Origin of the sequence: uncultured Pseudomonas sp. (assembly GCF_943846705.1) — a bacterium.
Lineage (GTDB): Bacteria > Pseudomonadota > Gammaproteobacteria > Pseudomonadales > Pseudomonadaceae > Aquipseudomonas.
Genome location: NZ_OX044366.1, coordinates 1,540,041 through 1,558,583, shown reverse-complemented (window position 1 = coordinate 1,558,583; position 18,543 = coordinate 1,540,041). Strand labels below are relative to the sequence as shown.

Sequence of the window (18,543 nt, the reverse complement as noted above, 5' to 3'; positions counted from 1 at the left end):
GATATGCCCTACAAGCCAGCCGACGCAGCGTCGTTAGCACAGGCGGCTGGGTATCAGCCAACGCTGGGCGGAACCAGTATTGCTCAGTAGAATCGCGCTCTTTTTCCGGAGCACCGCCATGAGCGCACTCGAAAAGCCGCCTGCGACCGACGAATTGGTGTTCGGTCTGGAAGACCGGCCCAAGCCCCTGATCAGCCTGCTGGCGGCCCTGCAGCATCTGCTGGCGATCATCGTGCCGATCGTCACCCCAGGCCTGCTGATCTGCCAGGCGCTCGGCGTGTCGGCGCGCGACACCAACCTGATCGTCTCGATGTCGCTGGTGATTTCCGGGATCGCCACCTTCGTTCAGTGCAAACGCTTCGGCCCCTTCGGTGCCGGTCTGCTGATCGTGCAAGGCACCAGCTTCAACTTTGTCGGCCCGCTGATTGCCGGCGGCGCACTGATGGTGCAGCAAGGCACACCAGTGGAAGCGGTGATGGCGGCGATCTTCGGCGTGGTGATCGCCGGTTCGTTTATCGAGATGGGCGTGTCGCGCATTCTGCCGTTCGTCAAACGCCTGATTTCGCCGCTGGTCACCGGCATCGTGGTGCTGATGATCGGCCTGACCCTGATCAAGATCGGCCTGATCAGCATGGGCGGCGGCTTCTCGGCGATGGCCGACGGTACCTTTGCCAACACTGAAAACCTGCTGCTATCCGGCGTGGTGCTGGCGGTGATCGTGGTACTCAACCGCATTCCGCTGATCTGGATGCGCAGCTGCGCCATCATTATCGCCCTGGCGATCGGCTATGCCCTGGCCGGCTACCTGGGTCGCCTGGACTTCACCGGCATGCGCGAAGCCGAGCTGTTTCAGGTGCCCATGCCGCTGCATTTTGGCCTGGGGTTTTCCTGGAGCCTGTTTATTCCCATGCTGGTGATCTACCTGGTGACCTCGCTGGAAGCCATTGGTGATGTCACCGCCACCAGCAAGATTTCCCGCCAGCCGGTCGAAGGCCCGTTGTGGATGCAGCGGATCAAGGGCGGCGTGCTGGTCAACGGTGCCAACTCGTTGCTGGCCGGGTTGTTCAACACCTTCCCCAGCTCGGTGTTTGCGCAGAACAACGGGGTGATTCAGCTGACCGGCATCGCCAGCCGCCATATCGGCCTGTGGATTGCTGCCATGCTGGTGATTCTCGGCCTGTTCCCCAGCGTGGCCGGGGTGATTCAAGCGGTGCCGGAGCCGGTACTGGGTGGCGCGGCGCTGGTGATGTTTGGTGCCGTTGCCGCCGCCGGGATCAATATCCTCGCCGGCGTGCACCTGGACCGTCGCGCCCTGCTGATCATCTCGGTGTCCCTGGCCCTCGGCCTCGGCGTGTCGCAGGTGCCGGAGTTCCTCGCGCACATGCCAGCCGCCCTGCGCAACGTGCTGGAGTCCGGCGTCGCCACCGGCGGCATCTGCGCCCTGGTGATGAACTGGTTCCTGCCTGACAGTAAAATCAGCGCCTAAGCCTGACGCTTAATGCAAAACGCCACCTATTCAGGTGGCGTTTTGCATTCTAGCTAAGCCGCAACCCTGTGGCGGCGGCATGCCTGATTAGCCCGCTATATGCCGTTCCCAGGTCTCAAACACATAAGCGGGTGTTTCTGCCGTGCCGGCATGTGCGGTTTCTTCGCTGAGCTGCCAGTCAGCCTGGCTCAACGCCGGGAAATACGCGTCACCCTCAGGGCTGAGCGCCACGCGCGTCAGGTACAAGCGCTGGGCTTGGGCCAAGCCCAGCTCATACAGCTGCGCGCCGCCAATCAGCATCAACTCCTCGGCACCATTGGCCTGCGCCCAGGCTTCGGCGCGCTCAAGTGCCACCTCTAGGCTGGCGAAGACTTCCGCACCTTCTAGCTTTAAACCGGGCTGGCGACTGACCACCAGATTGAGCCGGCCCGGCAGCGGCCGACCGAGCGAGTCCCAGGTCTTGCGACCCATGATGATCGGCTTTCCTAGAGTCAGCGCTTTGAAGTGTTTGAGGTCCGCTGGCAGGTGCCAGGGCAGTTGGTTGTCGCGGCCGATCACGCGGTTTTCCGCGAGGGCGGCAATAAGGCAGAGGGGCAGTGAAGTTTTCATAGGCGCGAGAATACCGACTCCGCTGCGATCATTGAAGCCTTAGCCCACGTTCAGCGCGCTTAATCGTCCTGGCGCTTGCCCACCACGCGGTTGCGCCCTTGCTCCTTGGCCAGGTAGAGGGCGACATCCGCCAGACGCAGGGCATCGCTCAGGCTCTGATGCGGCAGCGGCGCCAGGTAGGCCATGCCGATGCTGAGCGTCACCACCTCGGCTGCATCCGAGTAGGCATGCTCGAGCGCTAGGGCTTCGATGGCCCGCCGAATGTCCTCCAGGATCACCAGCAGTTGCGCTTCACTCAGGCCATACCAGATGCCGACAAACTCCTCGCCGCCGTAGCGCGCGGCACAATCCAGCGGCCGCCGCGCATGCTCACCGATCACCTGAGCAATCTGACGCAGCGCCTCGTCACCCGCCGCATGGCCGTAGTGGTCGTTGTAGCGTTTGAAGAAATCGACATCCATCATCACCACACCCAAGGCCTGCGTTTCCCGCTGCGCCTGACGCCAGCTGCGCTCGGCACGCTCGGTGAAGGCGCGGCGATTGAGCAGCCCGGTCAGGAAGTCCTTCTCAGCCAGGTCCTGCAGCAAACCATGGGCGAGGAAGTTCTGCCGCGAGGCGTATTCCAGCGAGTAGCACCCCACCGAGCCGATGATATTGGCCAGGGTCAGAAACAGGGCATTGCTCAGCAGCCACTCACCGGTCAAGCCAACACTCATTTCCACCGCCAGGTACGCCAGCAACGTCAGCCAGCCGCACAGCACTGCGGTGCTAAAACGCAAACCGGTGAGGAAATAGAAGAACACCGTGACCAGGATGATGCCCTCATAAGGCAGGGCAAAGTTGTGATAGCGCGCCAAGCCGATAATAGCCGCCACGGCCAACCCGCAGAGCAGCGCCACTGCGCCGCCAAGCAGCTGCAAGTGATCGCGCAGCGCGCGCCGATAGGTCGCCAGCCAGGCCAACAGCAGCAGCGGCTGAATCACCCCCAGGCGCAGGGCCAGTACCTGACCGCGCAGAGGCTCCGGCATGTTGAGCGCATCCAGCAGCACAAACAGCAGCGCCAGCACCGTGGCTACCAGCAATGCCCAACGCATGCGCCGCAGGTACTCATTGGCGTGGTAGCGCTTGAACGCCTGCTCCAACTCAGCATCAAATCGCAGCGCGCGAAACCCCTGCTGATGCTGACGCAGGTACGACGAATCCTGATTAACCCACTCTAGATGCGGTAACTTCACAAGGGCACTCGCTTTTATTGTTATTCACCCACGCGGGATGACCGTGGCAGACGGCCGATCATTACCAGCAGCCTAGCGGGAGTGGCCGTAAGCGTACACACGCACAGCGCTGCCATACACCACCGGCTGCGGTTATCCTCTGTTTACCACTCAGCAATGGAACCCCGCGTGCGCCCACTTGAGAACCCCACGCCCAGCCGCCTGCAACGCCTTTGGTTAAGCGAAACCATTCGCCTGCGTGAAGAACATGCCGGCCCACTGGACGACAGCGAAGCCAACCGCCGCGCCCAGGCCCAGGGCGGTGCACTCAGCGTACGCATCCAGATCCGCGCCTGGCTGCTGGGCGAGCGCGACGGCCAGGTGCAGGCGCTGCAGCATTGGCTGCACGGCGCACGCCTGGCTGGGCTGCTGCTCGTGCTACTGGCCATCCTTAGCGGCAGCGGTCTGGCAGTGGCGGCACTGGGCGACGGCCTGCGTCCGGTCAATGTGTTTTGGGCCTTGGGTAGTTTGCTCGGCCTGCACCTGATCATGCTGCTGGGCTGGGCTCTGGGCCTGCTGCTGAGCCGTGACAGCGCAGGTGCCCTCGGCCATCTATGGCTGTGGCTGAGCGCCAAGCTCGCCCGCGACGCCCAAGCCGCGCAACTGGCACCCGCACTGCTGTTGATGCTGCAACGCCAGCGCCTCAGTCGCTGGGGGTTGGGCGTGCTGGTACAGAGTTTCTGGTTGCTGACCTTGCTCACGGCACTACTGACCCTGCTGGCCCTGCTGGCAACCCGGCGTTATGGCTTTGTCTGGGAGAGCACCTTGCTCGGCGGTGACAGTTTTATCGCCCTCACCCAAGCCCTCGGCAGCTTGCCGGCATTGCTCGGTTTCAGCCTGCCGGACGCCGAACTGATCCGCGCCAGCGGCGACAGCGCCCTGACCAACGAAAGCGCGCGGTTGAGCTGGGCCGGTTGGCTGGTTGGCGTGCTGGTGGTCTACGGTTTGCTGCCGCGCCTGGGCCTGCTGCTGCTCTGCCTGTGGCGTTGGCGGCGTGGCACTGCGGCGCTGAGCTTGGACCTCAAATTACCCGGCTACAGCTTGCTGCGCGAGCGTTTGCAACCGAGTAGCGAACGCCTGGGCGTGTGCGATGCAGCGCCCGCGCAGCTGCATCAGCCGCATGCCGGCAACAGCGCCGGCGCTAGTCAAGGCGCACTGCTGGTGGCGGTCGAACTGGATCCGCCGCGCAGTTGGCCGCCCGCCCTGCCCAAAAACATCGGCAATGCCGGAATAATCGACAGCCGCGAACAACGCAAACAGCTGCTCGACCAACTCAGTCGCTTCCCCCCAGAGCGCCTGCTGATTGCCTGCGACCCGCGCCGCTCGCCGGATCGCGGCAGCCTGGCGTTGCTCGGTGAGCTGGCCCGCAGCGCAAGCGCCACGCGTATCTGGCTGTTGCAACCAGATGCAGGTGAAGCGCTCGACAGCGCCCGCCTAGGCGATTGGCACCGCGCACTGGATCAACTGCAACTGCGGCATAGCGACAGCCTGCCGCTCAGCTGGCTGGAGCATGGCCATGACTAAAGCACTGAAGCTCGCGGTAGTCGGCCACACCAATGTCGGCAAAACCTCACTGTTGCGCACCCTGACCCGCGACGTCGGCTTCGGTGAGGTCTCGCATCGCCCCAGCACCACTCGGCATGTCGAGGGTGCGCGCCTGTCGGTAGACGGCGAAGCGCTGCTGGAACTGTATGACACCCCGGGCCTGGAAGACGCCATCGCCCTACTCGACTACCTGGAACGCCTCGACCGCCCTGGCGAACGCCTGGATGGCCCGGCGCGGCTGTCGCGATTTCTCGAGGGCAGCGAAGCCCGCCAGCGTTTCGAGCAGGAAGCCAAGGTGCTCCGGCAACTGCTCGCCTCGGACGCCGGCCTGTATGTCATCGACGCCCGCGAACCGGTGCTGGCCAAATACCGTGACGAACTGGCCGTGCTGAGCATGTGTGGCCGGCCGCTACTGCCAGTGCTGAATTTCGTGAGCACGAGTAACCACCGCGAACAGGAATGGCGCGACGCCCTGGCTCGCCTGGGCCTGCATGCGCTGGTGTGTTTCGACAGCGTAGCGCCGCCGCTGGACGGCGAGCGACGCCTGTATGACAGCTTGGCCTTGCTGCTGGAAAAAGCCCGGCCGCAACTGCAACGGCTGGTCGATGACCATCTGGCACAACGCCAACTCAGGCGCAGCAGCGCGACGCGATTGATCGCCGAACTGCTGCTCGACTGCGCCGCCTGCCGGCGCAGCGTGGCCGCGCAAAGCACGCTGGAACAAGGCGCAATCCGCGACTTGCACCAGAGCATTCGCCAGCGTGAACAGCGCAGCGTGGAAGCGCTACTGCGCCTGTACGCCTTCCGCCAGGGCGACGCTAAAGCCGGCGATTTGCCTTTGCTCGACGGGCGCTGGGGCGACGACCTGTTTAACCCGGAAACCCTCAAGCAACTCGGGGTCAACGTAGGCGGCGGCATGGCTGCAGGCGCGGCTACCGGCGTCGGCGTTGATTTGCTGGTTGGCGGCATCACCCTGGGCGCAGCCGCCGCCCTCGGTGCACTGATCGGCGGCAGCGCGCAGACCTTGCGCAGCTACGGCGAGCGGCTCAAAGGCAAACTCAAAGGCCAACGTGAGCTGAGCGTCGACGACGCCGTGCTGCGCCTGCTTGCCCTACGCCAACAACACTTGCTGCACGCGCTTGAGGCCCGTGGCCATGCTGCCGTCGAGGCCATCAAGCTGGCCACTCCGCAAGAGGCCAGCTGGCGTGAAGGCAAACTGCCGGACGCCCTGCACAAAGCCCGCGCCCACCCTGAGTGGTCGTCGCTCAATTACGCCGCTCGCCTGGATCAGCCCGAGCGACAAAGGGCCTTGGAGAGCCTCGCCAGCGTCATCGGCGCAGAATAACCGCGCGCCCCAACTTAACCCAACACCGCAGAGTCGCTGAGCGCAGGCCCGGCCTCTTCACCCAAAGCTGCCGGATCGAAACCGCGGCTGTGCATGAAGCGCCCAAACAGCTCCGCCTGGGAGCCGACCATCAGTTTGCGGTACAGATGACGTCGGTGGATCTTCACGGTTTCCGGGCTAATGCCGAGTTGTCGGGCGATGGCCTTGCCGGCGAAGCCACGCAAAATCAAGTGGGCCACCTGCTGCTCGCGCGGACTCAGCTGCTCCTCGCCGGGCAAGCCACTCAGCAGCGCCGGTACCGGGCTGTCAGCTTCAACCGAGCTCAACGTGCCAATGCCCTCGATCAGAAAAGCCCTGAGCAGCGGCTGCAGAAGCGCTAAATCATCCCGCAAGCTTCTGGGGACACGCCGCCCGTAGAAGCCAATGGACAGCACCAGCAGTGCATCGTCGCGGCGAATACACAGCGCCATCTCACCATCTAACTGTAGGTTGCGGTAGTACTGACGGTAGTAGTCGCTCTGCCGAAAACCGATCGGCATTATCTGTTTCAGCGATACCAATGCATCGGCGGGGCATTCTTGCGCGTAATTATAGAGCGGGTCCAACTGGTACATGCCGCCCAGATAGGGGCCAATCGCCTGGTGCCCCTTGCTCGGGCTGAGGTTATCCACCAGACAGCGCGGGGCCTGGCCTGGGCAGAAGGCGAACAGTACAAAGCCCAAGCCGGGAAAGAGGCCCTCCAGAGCCTGGGGCAGCAGGGTCAGCAATTGCCCCTGGCGCACGGCGGCAACCAGGGGCGCAAGGGGCTTAAGGTCGAGGGCTTTATTCATCCGCGGAGCATGTCAGCCCGCGTGGATATCGTCCAGCAACGGCTCGAGCGACTCAATCAGCGCCTGCTGATGCGGCTGCAGCGCCTGACCGTCCCAGCGGCTAATGTCATCGGCCAGAGGATCGCAGACCTCGGTGACAATCCCCGACAGGGTTTCGATCACCGCTTGGGCGCAGAACGGAACGTAGCCTTCCGAGTAGCCGCCCTCATGGACCATCACCAAACGTCCGCCACACAGGCGCTCTGCGGTCTGGCGAAGCTGCTCGGTCATCCAGGCGTAGTCGCGACTGGTCAGGATCATGGGGCCGAGCGGATCCATGGCGCTGGCGTCAAAACCACAGGCAACCACTATCACTTCAGGCTGAAAGCGCTCAAGAGCCGGCAGCACCAGGCGACTGAACGCCTCGCGGTAGACCCCACCACCACAGCCAGGTGGCAACGGGATGTTCAGGTTGTAGCCATGGCCAGCCGCCTCGCCGCGATCGCTGCTGTCGCCCGAATCCACTGGGTAGTTATGCCCGTGGTGCAGGGAGATCGTTAGCGCCTCGGCGTCGGCATAGAACGCTTGCTCGGTGCCGTTGCCGTGATGCACATCCCAGTCCACCACCGCGACCCGGCGCATCAACCCCTCAGCCCGTGCGGTTCCGATGGCCACGGGGATATTCCCCAGCAGACAGAAACCGCGACCGCGGTCGCGTTCGGCATGGTGACCCGGTGGACGGCACAGTGCGTAGGCATTGTCCGCCTCACCCTTGAGTACCGCGCGCAGCGCATCGATAGCTAGACCGGTCGAATGACAGGCGATGGCGTAGGCATCCTGGCGAAATGGTGCACATTCACCGGCATTGCCATGCCCCTGCGCGCTCTGGGCTTCCAGCCAGTCCAGATAACGCGGGGTGTGGAAGTGCAGCAAGTCCTCGCGGCGCGCCGCTTGGCTGGCCGGCTGCAGCAGGCGATCGAGCAGACCACTGACGTCAAGCAGGTTACGGATGCGTCGCTTGGTTTCCGGGTGTTCGGCGGCGGCCAGCGGCTGAATAAAGCCACCGGGCTTGTCGAATGGGCCGCAAGGGCCCGGGTCGTGCCAGAAACAAATTTCCTTGCTGAAGAATGCAGTGCGACGCATGCGTCTACTCCGGTCAGAGTTAAGTGGGAATTGAGATGGGCTGCCCTGGGGCTAGCCCATGACGATAAACATCAGAGTGGCCAGGGCCGCGGCAATCAGCACATAGGGCAACTGGGTGACTGCATGCTGCAACGGCGTGCAACCACTGCCCTTGGCCGATAGCACCGTGGCGTCGCCATAGAAGCAGGCGTGACTACCGAAGGCGCCAGCCGAGACGACCGCGCCGATGGTCAGCGACAGGTTGGCGTCAAGGGCCGCAGCCAGCGGAATGACAATGGGAAAGGCCACTGCGAAGGTGCCCCAGAAAGAACCGGTGCTAAAGGTAACCAGGCTGAGGGTGATAAAGATCACCGCTGGCAGCCAATGGCCGGCCATCAACGGCTGGAGCGAATCAATCACGTACTGGGTCAAACCCAGTTGCTCGTTGATGTCCTGCAGGACGAAAGAGGCGACCACGATGCCCAGCGGCATCAACATGCTCTGGAAGCCCTTCTGCACCGCATTGAACAGTTCCTCCAGACTGGCCAGGCGCTGCGCGGCGTACAACACCAGGGTCAGCAGCAAGGCGCAAACCACACCCTTGAAGGCATCCACACCCAGGTACAGGGTAAAGCCGATGAGCGCCGCCAGCGGCAGGAGAAAGTTCACCAGGCGCGGCGTGGCCTGGGCCGACGGTTCGTCCAGGTCGCTGTCTTCTATTTGCGCACGGCCCTCGGCAGTCAGGCGCTCGGCGGTACGCATCGGCCCCATAACCGGAATAATCCCCAGCGCCACCAGCGGCACCATCAGCAGGGCGATCCAGGCGTAGAACATGTAAGGCACAGCGGCCAGGTACACCGCCAGACCTTCGCCCGCCGCCGCCACCCCATTAGCCTCCAACAGCCCGGCGCTATAGATCGCCCAGGTGGACAGTGGCACCAGCACGCACATAGGCGCGGCAGTGGAGTCGACCACATAGGCCAGCATCGGTCGGGAAATCTTGTAGCGATCGCACAGCTTGCGCATCGAGGCGCTAACCGCCAGGGCGTTGAGGTAGTCGTCGATGAAAATCAGCAGGCCCAGCAGCCAGGCACTGAACAACGTGCTGCGCCGACCATGAACCCGGGTGCCCAGCCAGGTACTGAAGGCCTGGGTCGCGCCGGACAGTCCGAGCAAGGCAATCAGGCTGCCGAGAAAGCCGCAGACCAGAATGATCCAGCCAATGGTGGGATTACCCATCACCGCCAAGCCGGTGTCGGCGAAGCGTACTAAAAAGTCCGTTCCGGCGAGCATCAGGTAGCCGAACAGGCAACCACCCACCAGCGCCTCCAGAGTACGTCGCATGACCAGGGCCAGGGTCAGCACCGCCAGGGTCGGCAGCAGTGCCAGCCAGCCCACATGCGCGGCTTCGCCAAGCTCGATGGGGCCGAGCCATAGGGTGATCAGGGCGATAGCGCTGAGCAAGGCCCAGCCAAGAATAGTGCGTGTGTTCATCGATGGCAGCGTTTGCACGCCGCGCTCAGCCAATTCGGCCATAGCGGCACCTATTTTTTTTGTGGTTGTAGAAAGGTTGTCGCGAGGCTAGGCGTAAAAGCCAGCAGAACCAATAACCCTATGGGGTTATTGGTTCTGCTGAGGCGGCTCAGGGAAAGGCGAGCGAGCGTATGGCCCAGCCCGTGCAATGACGCGGCTAGGAGAGCCTCTGAGCGAGCGTAGCCACAGCGCTCTGAGCCCGACCGCACCACCCGCTGGGAGCAGCCACGCGGCCTGCCCTGCCTGTTTTTAGCCCCAAGGCCTGAACCGGCAAGGTTGTCGGCGGCACTGTCCTCGATGCGTCACGGCTTACCGAGGTAAATTTCCAGCAGCTTGGTCCAATCGTCGCTGCCAGTGACACGCAGGATTTCCTGGCTGAGTGGCTCGCGATAGGGGCTGCCGCTGGCCACGGCGAAGGCGTAGGCCTGATTCTCGAAGGTGCCGGGCAACACGCGCAAACCACCGCGATCCATCTCGGTATTGCGGTACTGCAGGATCGGCAGGTCGTAGACCACCGCGTCCGACTCGCCCTGCTGCACCGCGCGCATGGCGCTGAGCAGGTCCGGATAGCTACTGTGGCGGATGCGCTGACCTTCCAGGTAACGGGCGCTGACGGTCTTATCGATGGTCGCCACATGGGATCGGCGCAGGTCTTCGACGCCCTGAATGCCGCCCTGCAAATTGCCCACGGTCAGGGCGCTGGCGACCGCCGCCGTGAAGGTCGAGACCATGATCAAGCCGGCGAACATCCACACCAGGCCAATCAAGCGGCCGCCCAGGGTGACCGGCGCCTTGTCGCCATAACCCACCGTGGTCATGGTCACTGCAGCCCACCAAAAACTGGAACCCAATCCCTCGGCCGGGCTGCCGCCGAACTGCTCCTGATTGTGGCGCCGCTCGAATACCCAGACCAGGCCGCCGACGATCAGCATCAATGCCGCCAAGCCCAGCACCAGACTGACGAACTGCCAGGACAGCAACCCCTTGACCGTCCTCCAAGCACTGCCTTCCCCCCCACGGGGTACGGCGATGGCCAGCCCGGTCTGGTAGAAGGGATGGGTGAAGTCGAAGCGCGCTTCGCGCTCAGCGGTCATGGTCAGGGCACCGACCACCACGTCCAGTTTGCCGGCCTCGAGAGCGGGCAGCAGCTCCTTGAAGGCCATGGGTTGCAACTCGAAGCGGTAACCCGCCTGCTCGGCAATGTCCTTCCACAGATCAATGCTGATGCCGCGCCAATCGCCGTTTTCCTCATGGATCACGAATGGCGGCACTTCACTGATACCAACACGTAACAGTGGCCCGGACGGCTCGTCCGCCCAGCTCGGCAGGGCCAGACAAAACAGCAGCAAGGCGCTCAGAAATTTCGACATAAACAACCACTTCCCCGGTGCACAAAGCCCCAGAGTAGCAAAACAGCACAGATACCGATTACCCAACGCGCCGTGCTGAGCGCCTAGGCAGGCGATTCGCCTCGGCGCTCAGCACACACGCAGATGAGCTCAGACCGCTACAGGCGCACTGATATGCGGATGAGCCTGATAGCCAACCAGCTCGAAGTCCTCGAACTTGAAGGCCAACAGATCCTTCACCTCGGGGTTGATTTTCATGGTCGGCAGCGGCAATGGCTCGCGGCTCAGCTGCAAGTCGGTCTGCTCGAGATGGTTGGCGTACAGGTGGCAGTCGCCGCCAGTCCAGATGAAATCGCCCGGCTGCAACCCACAGACCTGGGCGACCATCAACGTCAGCAGGGCATAGCTGGCGATGTTGAACGGCACGCCGAGGAAGATGTCCGCCGAGCGCTGGTACAGCTGACAACTCAGCTTGCCGTCGGCCACATAGAACTGGAACAGCGCATGGCACGGCGGCAGGGCCATTTGCTCAACCAGCGCCGGGTTCCAGGCCGAGACGATCAGGCGACGCGAGTCCGGGTTCTTTTTGATCATCTCAATCAGCTTGCTGATCTGGTCGATCGACTCGCCGTTCGGCGCGGGCCAACTGCGCCACTGGTAGCCGTACACCGGGCCGAGGTCGCCGTTCTCGTCGGCCCATTCGTCCCAGATACGTACGCCGTTGTCCTTCAGGTACTTGATGTTGGTGTCACCCTGGAGAAACCACAGCAGCTCGTGAATGATCGACTTCAGGTGGCACTTCTTGGTGGTCACCAGCGGGAAGCCGTCAGCCAGGTTAAAGCGCATCTGGTGGGCAAAAATGCTGTAAGTGCCGGTGCCGGTGCGGTCACTCTTGAAGGTGCCGGTCTCACGCACCAGGCGCATCAGGTCGAGGTATTGCTGCATTACACGGTCTCCTGTGCGGCCTGACGTTTGTAGGCGTAGGCGATCAAGCCCAGGCCGCCGAGCACCATCGGCACGCAGAGCACCTGCCCCATGGTCAGCCAGCCGCCAGCCAGGTAACCGAGCTGGGCATCCGGCACCCGGACGAACTCAACGATAAAGCGGAACACCCCGTAACTCGCGGCGAACATGCCGGACACGGCCATGGTTGGCCGCGGCTTGCGCGAGTAAAACCAGAGGATGGCAAACAGCGCCACGCCTTCCAGGGCGAACTGATACAGCTGCGAGGGATGCCGCGCCAGTTGCTGTGGGTCGGTAGGGAAGACCATCGCCCACGGCAGGTCAGTGGCTTTGCCCCACAACTCGGCATTGATGAAGTTACCGATGCGCCCGGCACCCAGACCGATCGGCACCAGCGGGGCGATAAAGTCCATCAGCTCGAAGAAGCTCTTGTTGTTGCGCTTACCGAACCACCACGTGGCCAGCATCACGCCAATCAGGCCACCGTGGAACGACATGCCGCCTTCCCAGATGCGCAGCATGCGCACCGGTTCGGCGATGTAGGCCGCCAAGTCGTAAAACAGCACATAGCCCAGACGGCCACCGAGAATCACCCCCATGGCCACCCAGAACACCAGGTCGGAGAGTTTTTCCTTGTTCCAGGTCGGCGCGAAGGCGTTGACCCGCCGCGAAGCCAGCCACCAGGCACCGCCAATGCCAATCAGGTACATCAGACCGTACCAGTGAATTTTCAGCGGGCCGAGGGCCAGTGCAACCGGGTCGATCTGCGGGTAAGGCAGCATTTCAATTCCTCAAATCAGAAAACTTAGGCCCACGCTGAACAGCAGCACGGCAAACAAACGCTTAAGCAGGCGTGGCGACAGCTTGTGCGCCAGGCGTGCGCCCACACGGGCAAAGTACATGCTCGGAATAGCGATACCCACCAGCGCCGGCAGGTAGACAAAACCCAGGCTCCACTCCGGTAGTGCGGGTTTATCCCAGCCCAACCAGATAAAACTCAGGGCACTGGCAATGGCAATCGGCAGGCCGCAAGCCGAAGACGTCGCCACCGCTTTCTGCATTGTCACGCTGCGCCAGGTCAGGAACGGCACGGTTAACGAACCGCCGCCAATCCCGAAAATTGCCGAGGCCCAGCCAATCACGCTACCGGCCAAGGCCAGGGCTGGCTTGCCTGGGACAGTGCGGCTGGCTTTGGGTTTCAATTCCAGGGCCATCTGCACGGCAATGGTGATGGCGAATACACCGATAATTTTCTGCAGCATGGGGCCCTTAATGGCTGCAGCGGTCAGCGCGCCAATGGCGGCACCAAACAGAATGCCCACAGTCATCCAGGCAAACACCGGCCACAACACCGCGCCTTTGCGCTGGTGCTCAAGCACCGAGTTGATCGAGGTGAAGATGATGGTCGCCAGCGACGTGCCGACCGCCAGGTGCGTTAAGACTGCCGGTTCAAAGCCCTGCGCGGCAAAACTCAGCACCAACACCGGCACGATGATAATGCCGCCCCCCACACCAAATAACCCGGCCAGGGTTCCAGCGGCAGCCCCCAAGACTAAATACAGCAGCAGTTCCATCAGCACCCCCGCAAACAATCCGGCATGGTAACGGATGCACAGGGCCGGACTCTAGTTTGGGCGATGGATGTACGCTCAAGCTTTGCGTAGAGTGCCAAAACTCACTCTGGAATTAACCATCTTGCGCCCGACCCTGTACCTCAAGTTGAGCTCTAACCAGATGCACCTGACGCACCTGCAAAGCGGCCGCCAACTGCACTTGCCGGCTGATCCACCGTTCAGCAATCAGCGCTTGCTGGTGGCCGACTTTGCCGCAGCCGAGCACCTGCTGCAGCGCGGTATCGCGCAGCTGCTGCCTAAGCGCTTTTTGCGCCTGAGCCTGCCACCACAATTACTGATTCAACCGCTGGAGCACCTCGAAGGTGGCCTGTCGCAGGTCGAGGAGCGCATCCTGCTGGAGCTTGGCCTGGGCTGCGGTGCGCGCAAGGTGCGCCTGCACATGGGGCCCGAACTGGACAGCGCCGGCGTACTGGCGAAGTTGAGGAGCTAAACCATGTGCCTGATCGTCCTGGCCTGGCGCCCCGGTCATGCCCAGCCGCTGCTGGTCGCGGCCAATCGTGATGAGTTCTATGCCAGGGCAAGCCAGCCACTGGCCGAGTGGCCCGACGTACCGGGGGTATTTGCCGGGCGTGATCTAGAAGCCGGCGGCACCTGGCTGGGAGTCGGGCCAAACGGGCGCTTTGCCGCCCTGACCAATATCCGCAACCCAAACCTAGCCCTGGGCACACGCTCGCGAGGCGAATTGCCGCTGGCCTTTCTGGCGGGCGACCTGAGCACCCTGGACTTCCTCCAGCAGCTGAAGGCGCAAAGCGCGCACTACAGCGGTTTCAATCTGCTGCTGGGTGATCACCAACAGCTCTGGCACTTCAACTCGCTGGAACAACGCGCCACGGCATTGCCAGCAGGCGTGCACGGTATATCGAATGCCGACCTAAACACGCCCTGGCCCAAGCTGTTACGCAGCAAAAGCGCGCTGCACAGCGAACTGCAGGCACCACACCCGCACCGACTGCTCGAGCTATTGGCCGACCCAACCCAGGCGGCGGACACAGAGCTGCCGCAAACCGGTATCGGCCTGAGCTTCGAACGCCTGTTGTCCAGCGCCTTTATTGCCAGCCCGACTTACGGCACGCGCGCCAGCACCGCCCTGATCGTCAATGCCGATGGCAGCCGCCAGATAGTGGAGCGCAGCTTCGGCATCAATGGGGTGTATCTCGGAGAGGTTGCACTGAACTGCTGATTGGCATCAGCAGCGCCACACCTGTTACGCCTGAATATCCGATGCAGGATTGATCATACGGCCCAGGCCGAGGTTACGCAGGGCCAGCTGCAAGGTGCTGTGAGTCACCTGCGGACTGTCGTTGCTCATCACCTGAGCGAGCAACTCTTGGGCCTTGCCCATGCTGATCTGGCGTAGCAGCCATTTCACCTTGGGCAGGTTGGTGGCGTTCATCGACAGGCCATCAAAGCCCATGGCCATCAGCAATACAGCCGCGGCTGGGTCACCCGCCATCTCGCCACAGATACTCACCGGCTTGCCTTCGGCATGGGCGCCGGCCACCACAATTTGCAGCGCCTGCAGCACGGCCGGGTGGAGGAAGTCATACAGGTCGGCGACCCGTGGATTGTTTCGATCCACAGCCAGCAGGTATTGGGTCAGGTCATTCGAGCCGACCGAAAGGAAATCCACTTGGCGCGCCAGCTCGCGCACTTGGTAAACCGCAGCGGGAATCTCGATCATCACCCCGATTGGCGGCAGCGGCACATCAGTGCCCTCATCGCGCACCTCGCCCCAAGCGCGGTGAATCAGGTGCAGCGCCTCTTCCAGCTCCTGAGTGCCGGAAATCATCGGTAAAAGAATGCGCAGGTTGTTCAGCCCCTCACTGGCCTTGAGCATGGCGCGGGTCTGCACCAGGAAGATTTCCGGGTGGTCGAGGGTCACGCGGATACCGCGCCAGCCGAGGAAGGGGTTTTCTTCTTTGATCGGGAAGTAGCTCAGCGCCTTGTCGCCGCCGATATCCAGGCTGCGCATGGTCACCGGCAGCGGGTGGAAGGCCGCCAGCTGCTCGCGATAGATTGCCAGCTGTTCCTTCTCGCTGGGGAAGCGCTCTTTGATCATAAAGGGCACTTCAGTGCGGTACAGGCCGACGCCTTCGGCGCCACGTTCCTGAGCGCGCTTCACATCGGCAAGCAGGCCCGTGTTGACCCACAGCGGCATACGGTGACCGTCTAAGGTCTCGCAGGGCAAGCCGCGCAACGCATCCAGGCCCTGGGCCAGCTGGCGCTCTTCCTCGACCACTTCGGCATATTGCTTGCGCAGTAGCTCACTGGGGTTGGTGAACACTTCACCGTGGTAGCCATCGACGATCAGCTGGATGCCATCGATCTTCGAATACGGCAGATCGACCGCGCCCATCACCGTGGGAATACCCATGGCGCGGGCGAAGATCGCCACATGCGAGTTGCCCGAGCCCTGCACCGACACCAGGCCGACCAGCTTGCCTTCGGGCACCTCACCGAGCATTGCCGGCGAAAGCTCTTCGCTAACCAGGATACAGTTGTCCGGGTACACCAGCGTTTGCTGCCGTGCCTGCTGCAGATAAGCCAACAAGCGCCGGCCGAGGTCTTTGACGTCGCTGGCGCGCTCGCGCAGGTAGGCGTCGTCCATCAGCTCAAAACGGTTAACGTGCTCGCTGACCACCTGACGCAAAGCACCCTGCGCCCATTGGCCAGTGCGGATGATCTTGACCACCTCGTTACCGAGGGCGGCGTCTTCCAGCATCATCAGGTAGACGTCGAACAGCGCGCGCTCTTCGGGACGCAACTGAGTGGCCATCTTCGCCGAAAGCGCGCGCATGTCGCCGCGCACCCCCTCTAAAGCGTTGTTGAACAGGGTCAATTCGGCGGCAATGTCATCGACGGACTTGTCTGGCACCACGTCCAGATCAGCCGGTGGCAGTACAACTACAGCCGTACCCACCGCCGCACCAGGCGAGCCCGGCACGCCAACAAACTTGGCTTCCTGGATGCCCTTGCCCTGCCTGCCCAGACCGCGGATCGAACCCGTCGCTTCAGCATGGGCGATAACCCCAGCCAGCTGGGCGCTCATGGTAACGAGGAAGGCTTCCTCACCTTCGTCAAACTGGCGTTGTTCTTTTTGCTGGACGACCAATACGCCCATCACCCGACGGTGGTGAATTATCGGCGAGCCGAGGAAAGAGGCGTAACGCTCCTCGCCGGTTTCAGCAAAGTAGCGGTAGCGCGGGTGTTCGGAGGCGTGTTCGAGGTTGAGCGGCTCTTCACGGGTGCCGACCAAGCCGACCAGGCCTTCGTTGGGGGCCATGCTGACTTTGCCGATGGCCCTCTTGTTAAGGCCCTCGGTCGCCATCAGCACGAAGCGATTGGTTTCCGGGTCCATCAGGTAGACCGAGCAGACCTGACTGCCCATCGCCTCGCGCACCCGCTGCACGATAATGCCCAACGCCGCTTTAAGGTCCTTAGCGGCGTTCACTTCCTGGACAATCTTGCGCAGCGTATTGAGCATGCTTGGCTCTAGCCTGTATCAGTCCCGCGCCAACAGGCGCGGGGCAAGTTCTTTTAAGGCGCGACGATAAACCTCGCGCTTGAAGGTGACCACCTGGCCCAACGGGTACCAGTAACTGACCCAGCGCCAGCCGTCGAACTCCGGCTTGCCGGTCAGGTCCATCCGCACACGGTCTTCGGTGCCGGTCAAGCGCAGCAAAAACCACTTCTGTTTTTGCCCAATGCACAGCGGCTGGCTGTGCGTGCGCACCAAACGCTGAGGCAGACGATAACGCAACCAGCCACGGGTGCAGGCGAGAATTTTCACATCCTGCTGTTCTAGGCCGACTTCTTCGTTCAATTCGCGGTACAGCGCTTCTTCCGGCGACTCATGGTCATTAATCCCGCCTTGCGGGAACTGCCAAGCGTCCTGGTTTATCCGACGCGCCCACAGCACCTGGCCGTCATCATTGGTCAGAATGATGCCGACATTAGGGCGAAAACCATCAGAATCGATCACGGCGCACAACCTCGTAAACGCATGTTTCGGCATTGTTCCACAAAGGTCGCGGCAGCAGCAACGCGAGCAGCCCGCGCAATAGGAATGACCTACAAAAGCCGTTATCCTCAGCGCCCTCAGACTCTTGCGATGATAGGTGCCCCGTGCGTTTGGCTTTATTCGATCTCGACAATACCCTGCTCGGCGGCGACAGCGACCACGCTTGGGGCGATTACCTGTGTAAACGCGGCATTGTGGATGCCAGCGTCTATCAAGCCCGCAATGACGCCTTTTATGCCGATTATCTCGCCGGTCAGTTGGACGTGAAGGCTTATCAGGACTTCTGCCAGGAACTGCTCGGGCGTAGCGAAATGGCCCAACTGGCCGAGTGGCACCGCGAGTTTATGAGCGACTGCATCGAACCCATGATCCTCGCCAAGGGTGAAGCGCTGCTGGCTGAGCACCACAAAGCAGGTGACCGGGTGGTAATCATCACCGCGACCAACCGCTTTATTACTGCCCCGATTGCCGCCCGCCTAGGCGTCGAGACCCTGCTGGCCACCGAGTGCGAAATGATCGATGGCCGCTACACCGGCCGCACCACTGACGTGCCGTGTTTTAAGGAAGGCAAAGTCATCCGCCTTAACCGCTGGCTCGCCGAAACCGGCCTGAGCCTGGCTGGCAGCAGCTTCTACAGCGACTCAATCAATGACCTGCCGCTGCTCGAACAGGTTGCAAGCCCCTGCGCCGTCGACCCCGACCCGACGCTACGCGCCGAAGCTGAAAAGCGCGGCTGGCCGATCATCTCGCTGCGCTAAACCTGCCACAACGAAAAAATCACCGGGAGACATTTTTAACGTCGTGCAGTAATGACTCGAATGGCGGGCCATAAAAACGCCGCCCAATCAGGCGG

Annotated in this window: 17 protein-coding genes; 6 read left to right on the top strand and 11 right to left on the bottom strand. The window is 62.4% G+C overall.

Features of this window, described 5'->3' with window-relative positions; all coding sequences use genetic code 11:
• Positions 1–118 precede the first annotated feature (118 nt).
• Positions 119–1,486 (top strand): nucleobase:cation symporter-2 family protein, encoded by a 1,368-nt coding sequence (locus tag Q0V31_RS07385; RefSeq protein ID WP_298186299.1) that lies wholly within the window; start codon positions 119–121, stop codon positions 1,484–1,486.
• Positions 1,487–1,573: 87 nt separating this feature from the next.
• Here the strand turns inward: Q0V31_RS07385 and Q0V31_RS07380 are convergent, their stop codons facing one another.
• Together Q0V31_RS07380 and Q0V31_RS07375 are read right to left on the bottom strand one after the other, a co-directional pair.
• Positions 1,574–2,095, bottom strand: coding sequence for a dihydrofolate reductase (locus tag Q0V31_RS07380; RefSeq protein ID WP_298186297.1), 522 nt, complete (start codon positions 2,093–2,095; stop codon positions 1,574–1,576).
• Positions 2,096–2,154: 59 nt separating this feature from the next.
• Positions 2,155–3,330 (bottom strand): GGDEF domain-containing protein, encoded by a 1,176-nt coding sequence (locus tag Q0V31_RS07375; RefSeq protein WP_298186294.1) that lies wholly within the window; start codon positions 3,328–3,330, stop codon positions 2,155–2,157.
• 168 nt (positions 3,331–3,498) lie between these two features.
• On the opposite strand from Q0V31_RS07375, the gene Q0V31_RS07370 reads away from it, so the two are divergent.
• Positions 3,499–4,893: a DUF2868 domain-containing protein gene (locus tag Q0V31_RS07370; RefSeq protein WP_298186292.1), complete on the top strand. Its 1,395-nt coding sequence runs from the start codon at positions 3,499–3,501 to the stop codon at positions 4,891–4,893.
• On the top strand, positions 4,886–6,259 hold the full coding sequence (locus tag Q0V31_RS07365; RefSeq protein ID WP_298186289.1) for a GTPase/DUF3482 domain-containing protein: 1,374 nt from the start codon (positions 4,886–4,888) through the stop codon (positions 6,257–6,259). The genes Q0V31_RS07370 and Q0V31_RS07365 overlap by 8 nt, the downstream gene beginning before the upstream one ends.
• Positions 6,260–6,273: 14 nt before the next feature.
• Here Q0V31_RS07365 and Q0V31_RS07360 read toward each other — a convergent pair whose 3' ends face one another.
• The 7 genes from Q0V31_RS07360 to Q0V31_RS07330 all read right to left on the bottom strand — a co-directional run bounded on the left by Q0V31_RS07360 (position 6,274) and on the right by Q0V31_RS07330 (position 13,609).
• Positions 6,274–7,089: a helix-turn-helix transcriptional regulator gene (locus Q0V31_RS07360; RefSeq protein ID WP_298186287.1), complete on the bottom strand. Its 816-nt coding sequence runs from the start codon at positions 7,087–7,089 to the stop codon at positions 6,274–6,276.
• 12 nt (positions 7,090–7,101) lie between these two features.
• The gene (locus Q0V31_RS07355) at positions 7,102–8,211 is read right to left on the bottom strand and encodes a class II histone deacetylase (RefSeq protein ID WP_298186285.1); all 1,110 of its coding nucleotides are present in this window, start codon (positions 8,209–8,211) and stop codon (positions 7,102–7,104) included.
• Positions 8,212–8,262: 51 nt separating this feature from the next.
• A complete protein-coding gene (locus Q0V31_RS07350; RefSeq protein WP_298186283.1) occupies positions 8,263–9,726 on the bottom strand; it encodes a Na+/H+ antiporter NhaC family protein in 1,464 nt (487 codons plus the stop codon).
• A 299-nt stretch (positions 9,727–10,025) separates the two neighbouring features.
• The gene (locus Q0V31_RS07345) at positions 10,026–11,093 is read right to left on the bottom strand and encodes a transporter substrate-binding domain-containing protein (RefSeq protein WP_298186280.1); all 1,068 of its coding nucleotides are present in this window, start codon (positions 11,091–11,093) and stop codon (positions 10,026–10,028) included.
• 129 nt (positions 11,094–11,222) lie between these two features.
• Positions 11,223–12,017 (bottom strand): thymidylate synthase, encoded by a 795-nt coding sequence (locus tag Q0V31_RS07340; protein ID WP_298186277.1) that lies wholly within the window; start codon positions 12,015–12,017, stop codon positions 11,223–11,225.
• The gene (gene lgt, locus Q0V31_RS07335; RefSeq protein ID WP_298186273.1) at positions 12,017–12,817 is read right to left on the bottom strand and encodes a prolipoprotein diacylglyceryl transferase; all 801 of its coding nucleotides are present in this window, start codon (positions 12,815–12,817) and stop codon (positions 12,017–12,019) included. The genes Q0V31_RS07340 and lgt overlap by 1 nt, the downstream gene beginning before the upstream one ends.
• 9 nt (positions 12,818–12,826) lie before the next feature.
• Positions 12,827–13,609 (bottom strand): sulfite exporter TauE/SafE family protein, encoded by a 783-nt coding sequence (locus Q0V31_RS07330; RefSeq protein ID WP_298186269.1) that lies wholly within the window; start codon positions 13,607–13,609, stop codon positions 12,827–12,829.
• A gap of 121 nt (positions 13,610–13,730) precedes the next feature.
• Here Q0V31_RS07330 and Q0V31_RS07325 point away from each other — a divergent pair, with 121 nt between their 5' ends.
• Together Q0V31_RS07325 and Q0V31_RS07320 are read left to right on the top strand one after the other, a co-directional pair.
• Positions 13,731–14,099, top strand: coding sequence for a hypothetical protein (locus Q0V31_RS07325; RefSeq protein WP_298186266.1), 369 nt, complete (start codon positions 13,731–13,733; stop codon positions 14,097–14,099).
• Positions 14,100–14,102: 3 nt separating this feature from the next.
• Positions 14,103–14,849, top strand: coding sequence for an NRDE family protein (locus Q0V31_RS07320; protein WP_298186264.1), 747 nt, complete (start codon positions 14,103–14,105; stop codon positions 14,847–14,849).
• A 24-nt stretch (positions 14,850–14,873) separates the two neighbouring features.
• On the opposite strand, the gene ptsP is transcribed toward Q0V31_RS07320, so the two are convergent.
• Together ptsP and Q0V31_RS07310 are read right to left on the bottom strand one after the other, a co-directional pair.
• Entirely contained in the window at positions 14,874–17,153 is a 2,280-nt protein-coding gene (gene ptsP / locus Q0V31_RS07315; RefSeq protein WP_298186262.1) for a phosphoenolpyruvate--protein phosphotransferase, read from the bottom strand.
• An 18-nt stretch (positions 17,154–17,171) separates the two neighbouring features.
• Positions 17,172–17,651 (bottom strand): RNA pyrophosphohydrolase, encoded by a 480-nt coding sequence (locus tag Q0V31_RS07310; protein ID WP_298186259.1) that lies wholly within the window; start codon positions 17,649–17,651, stop codon positions 17,172–17,174.
• A 143-nt stretch (positions 17,652–17,794) separates the two neighbouring features.
• On the opposite strand from Q0V31_RS07310, the gene Q0V31_RS07305 reads away from it, so the two are divergent.
• Positions 17,795–18,448, top strand: a complete 654-nt coding sequence (locus Q0V31_RS07305) for an HAD family phosphatase (protein WP_298186257.1) — start codon at positions 17,795–17,797, stop codon at positions 18,446–18,448.
• Positions 18,449–18,543: the final 95 nt, after the last annotated feature.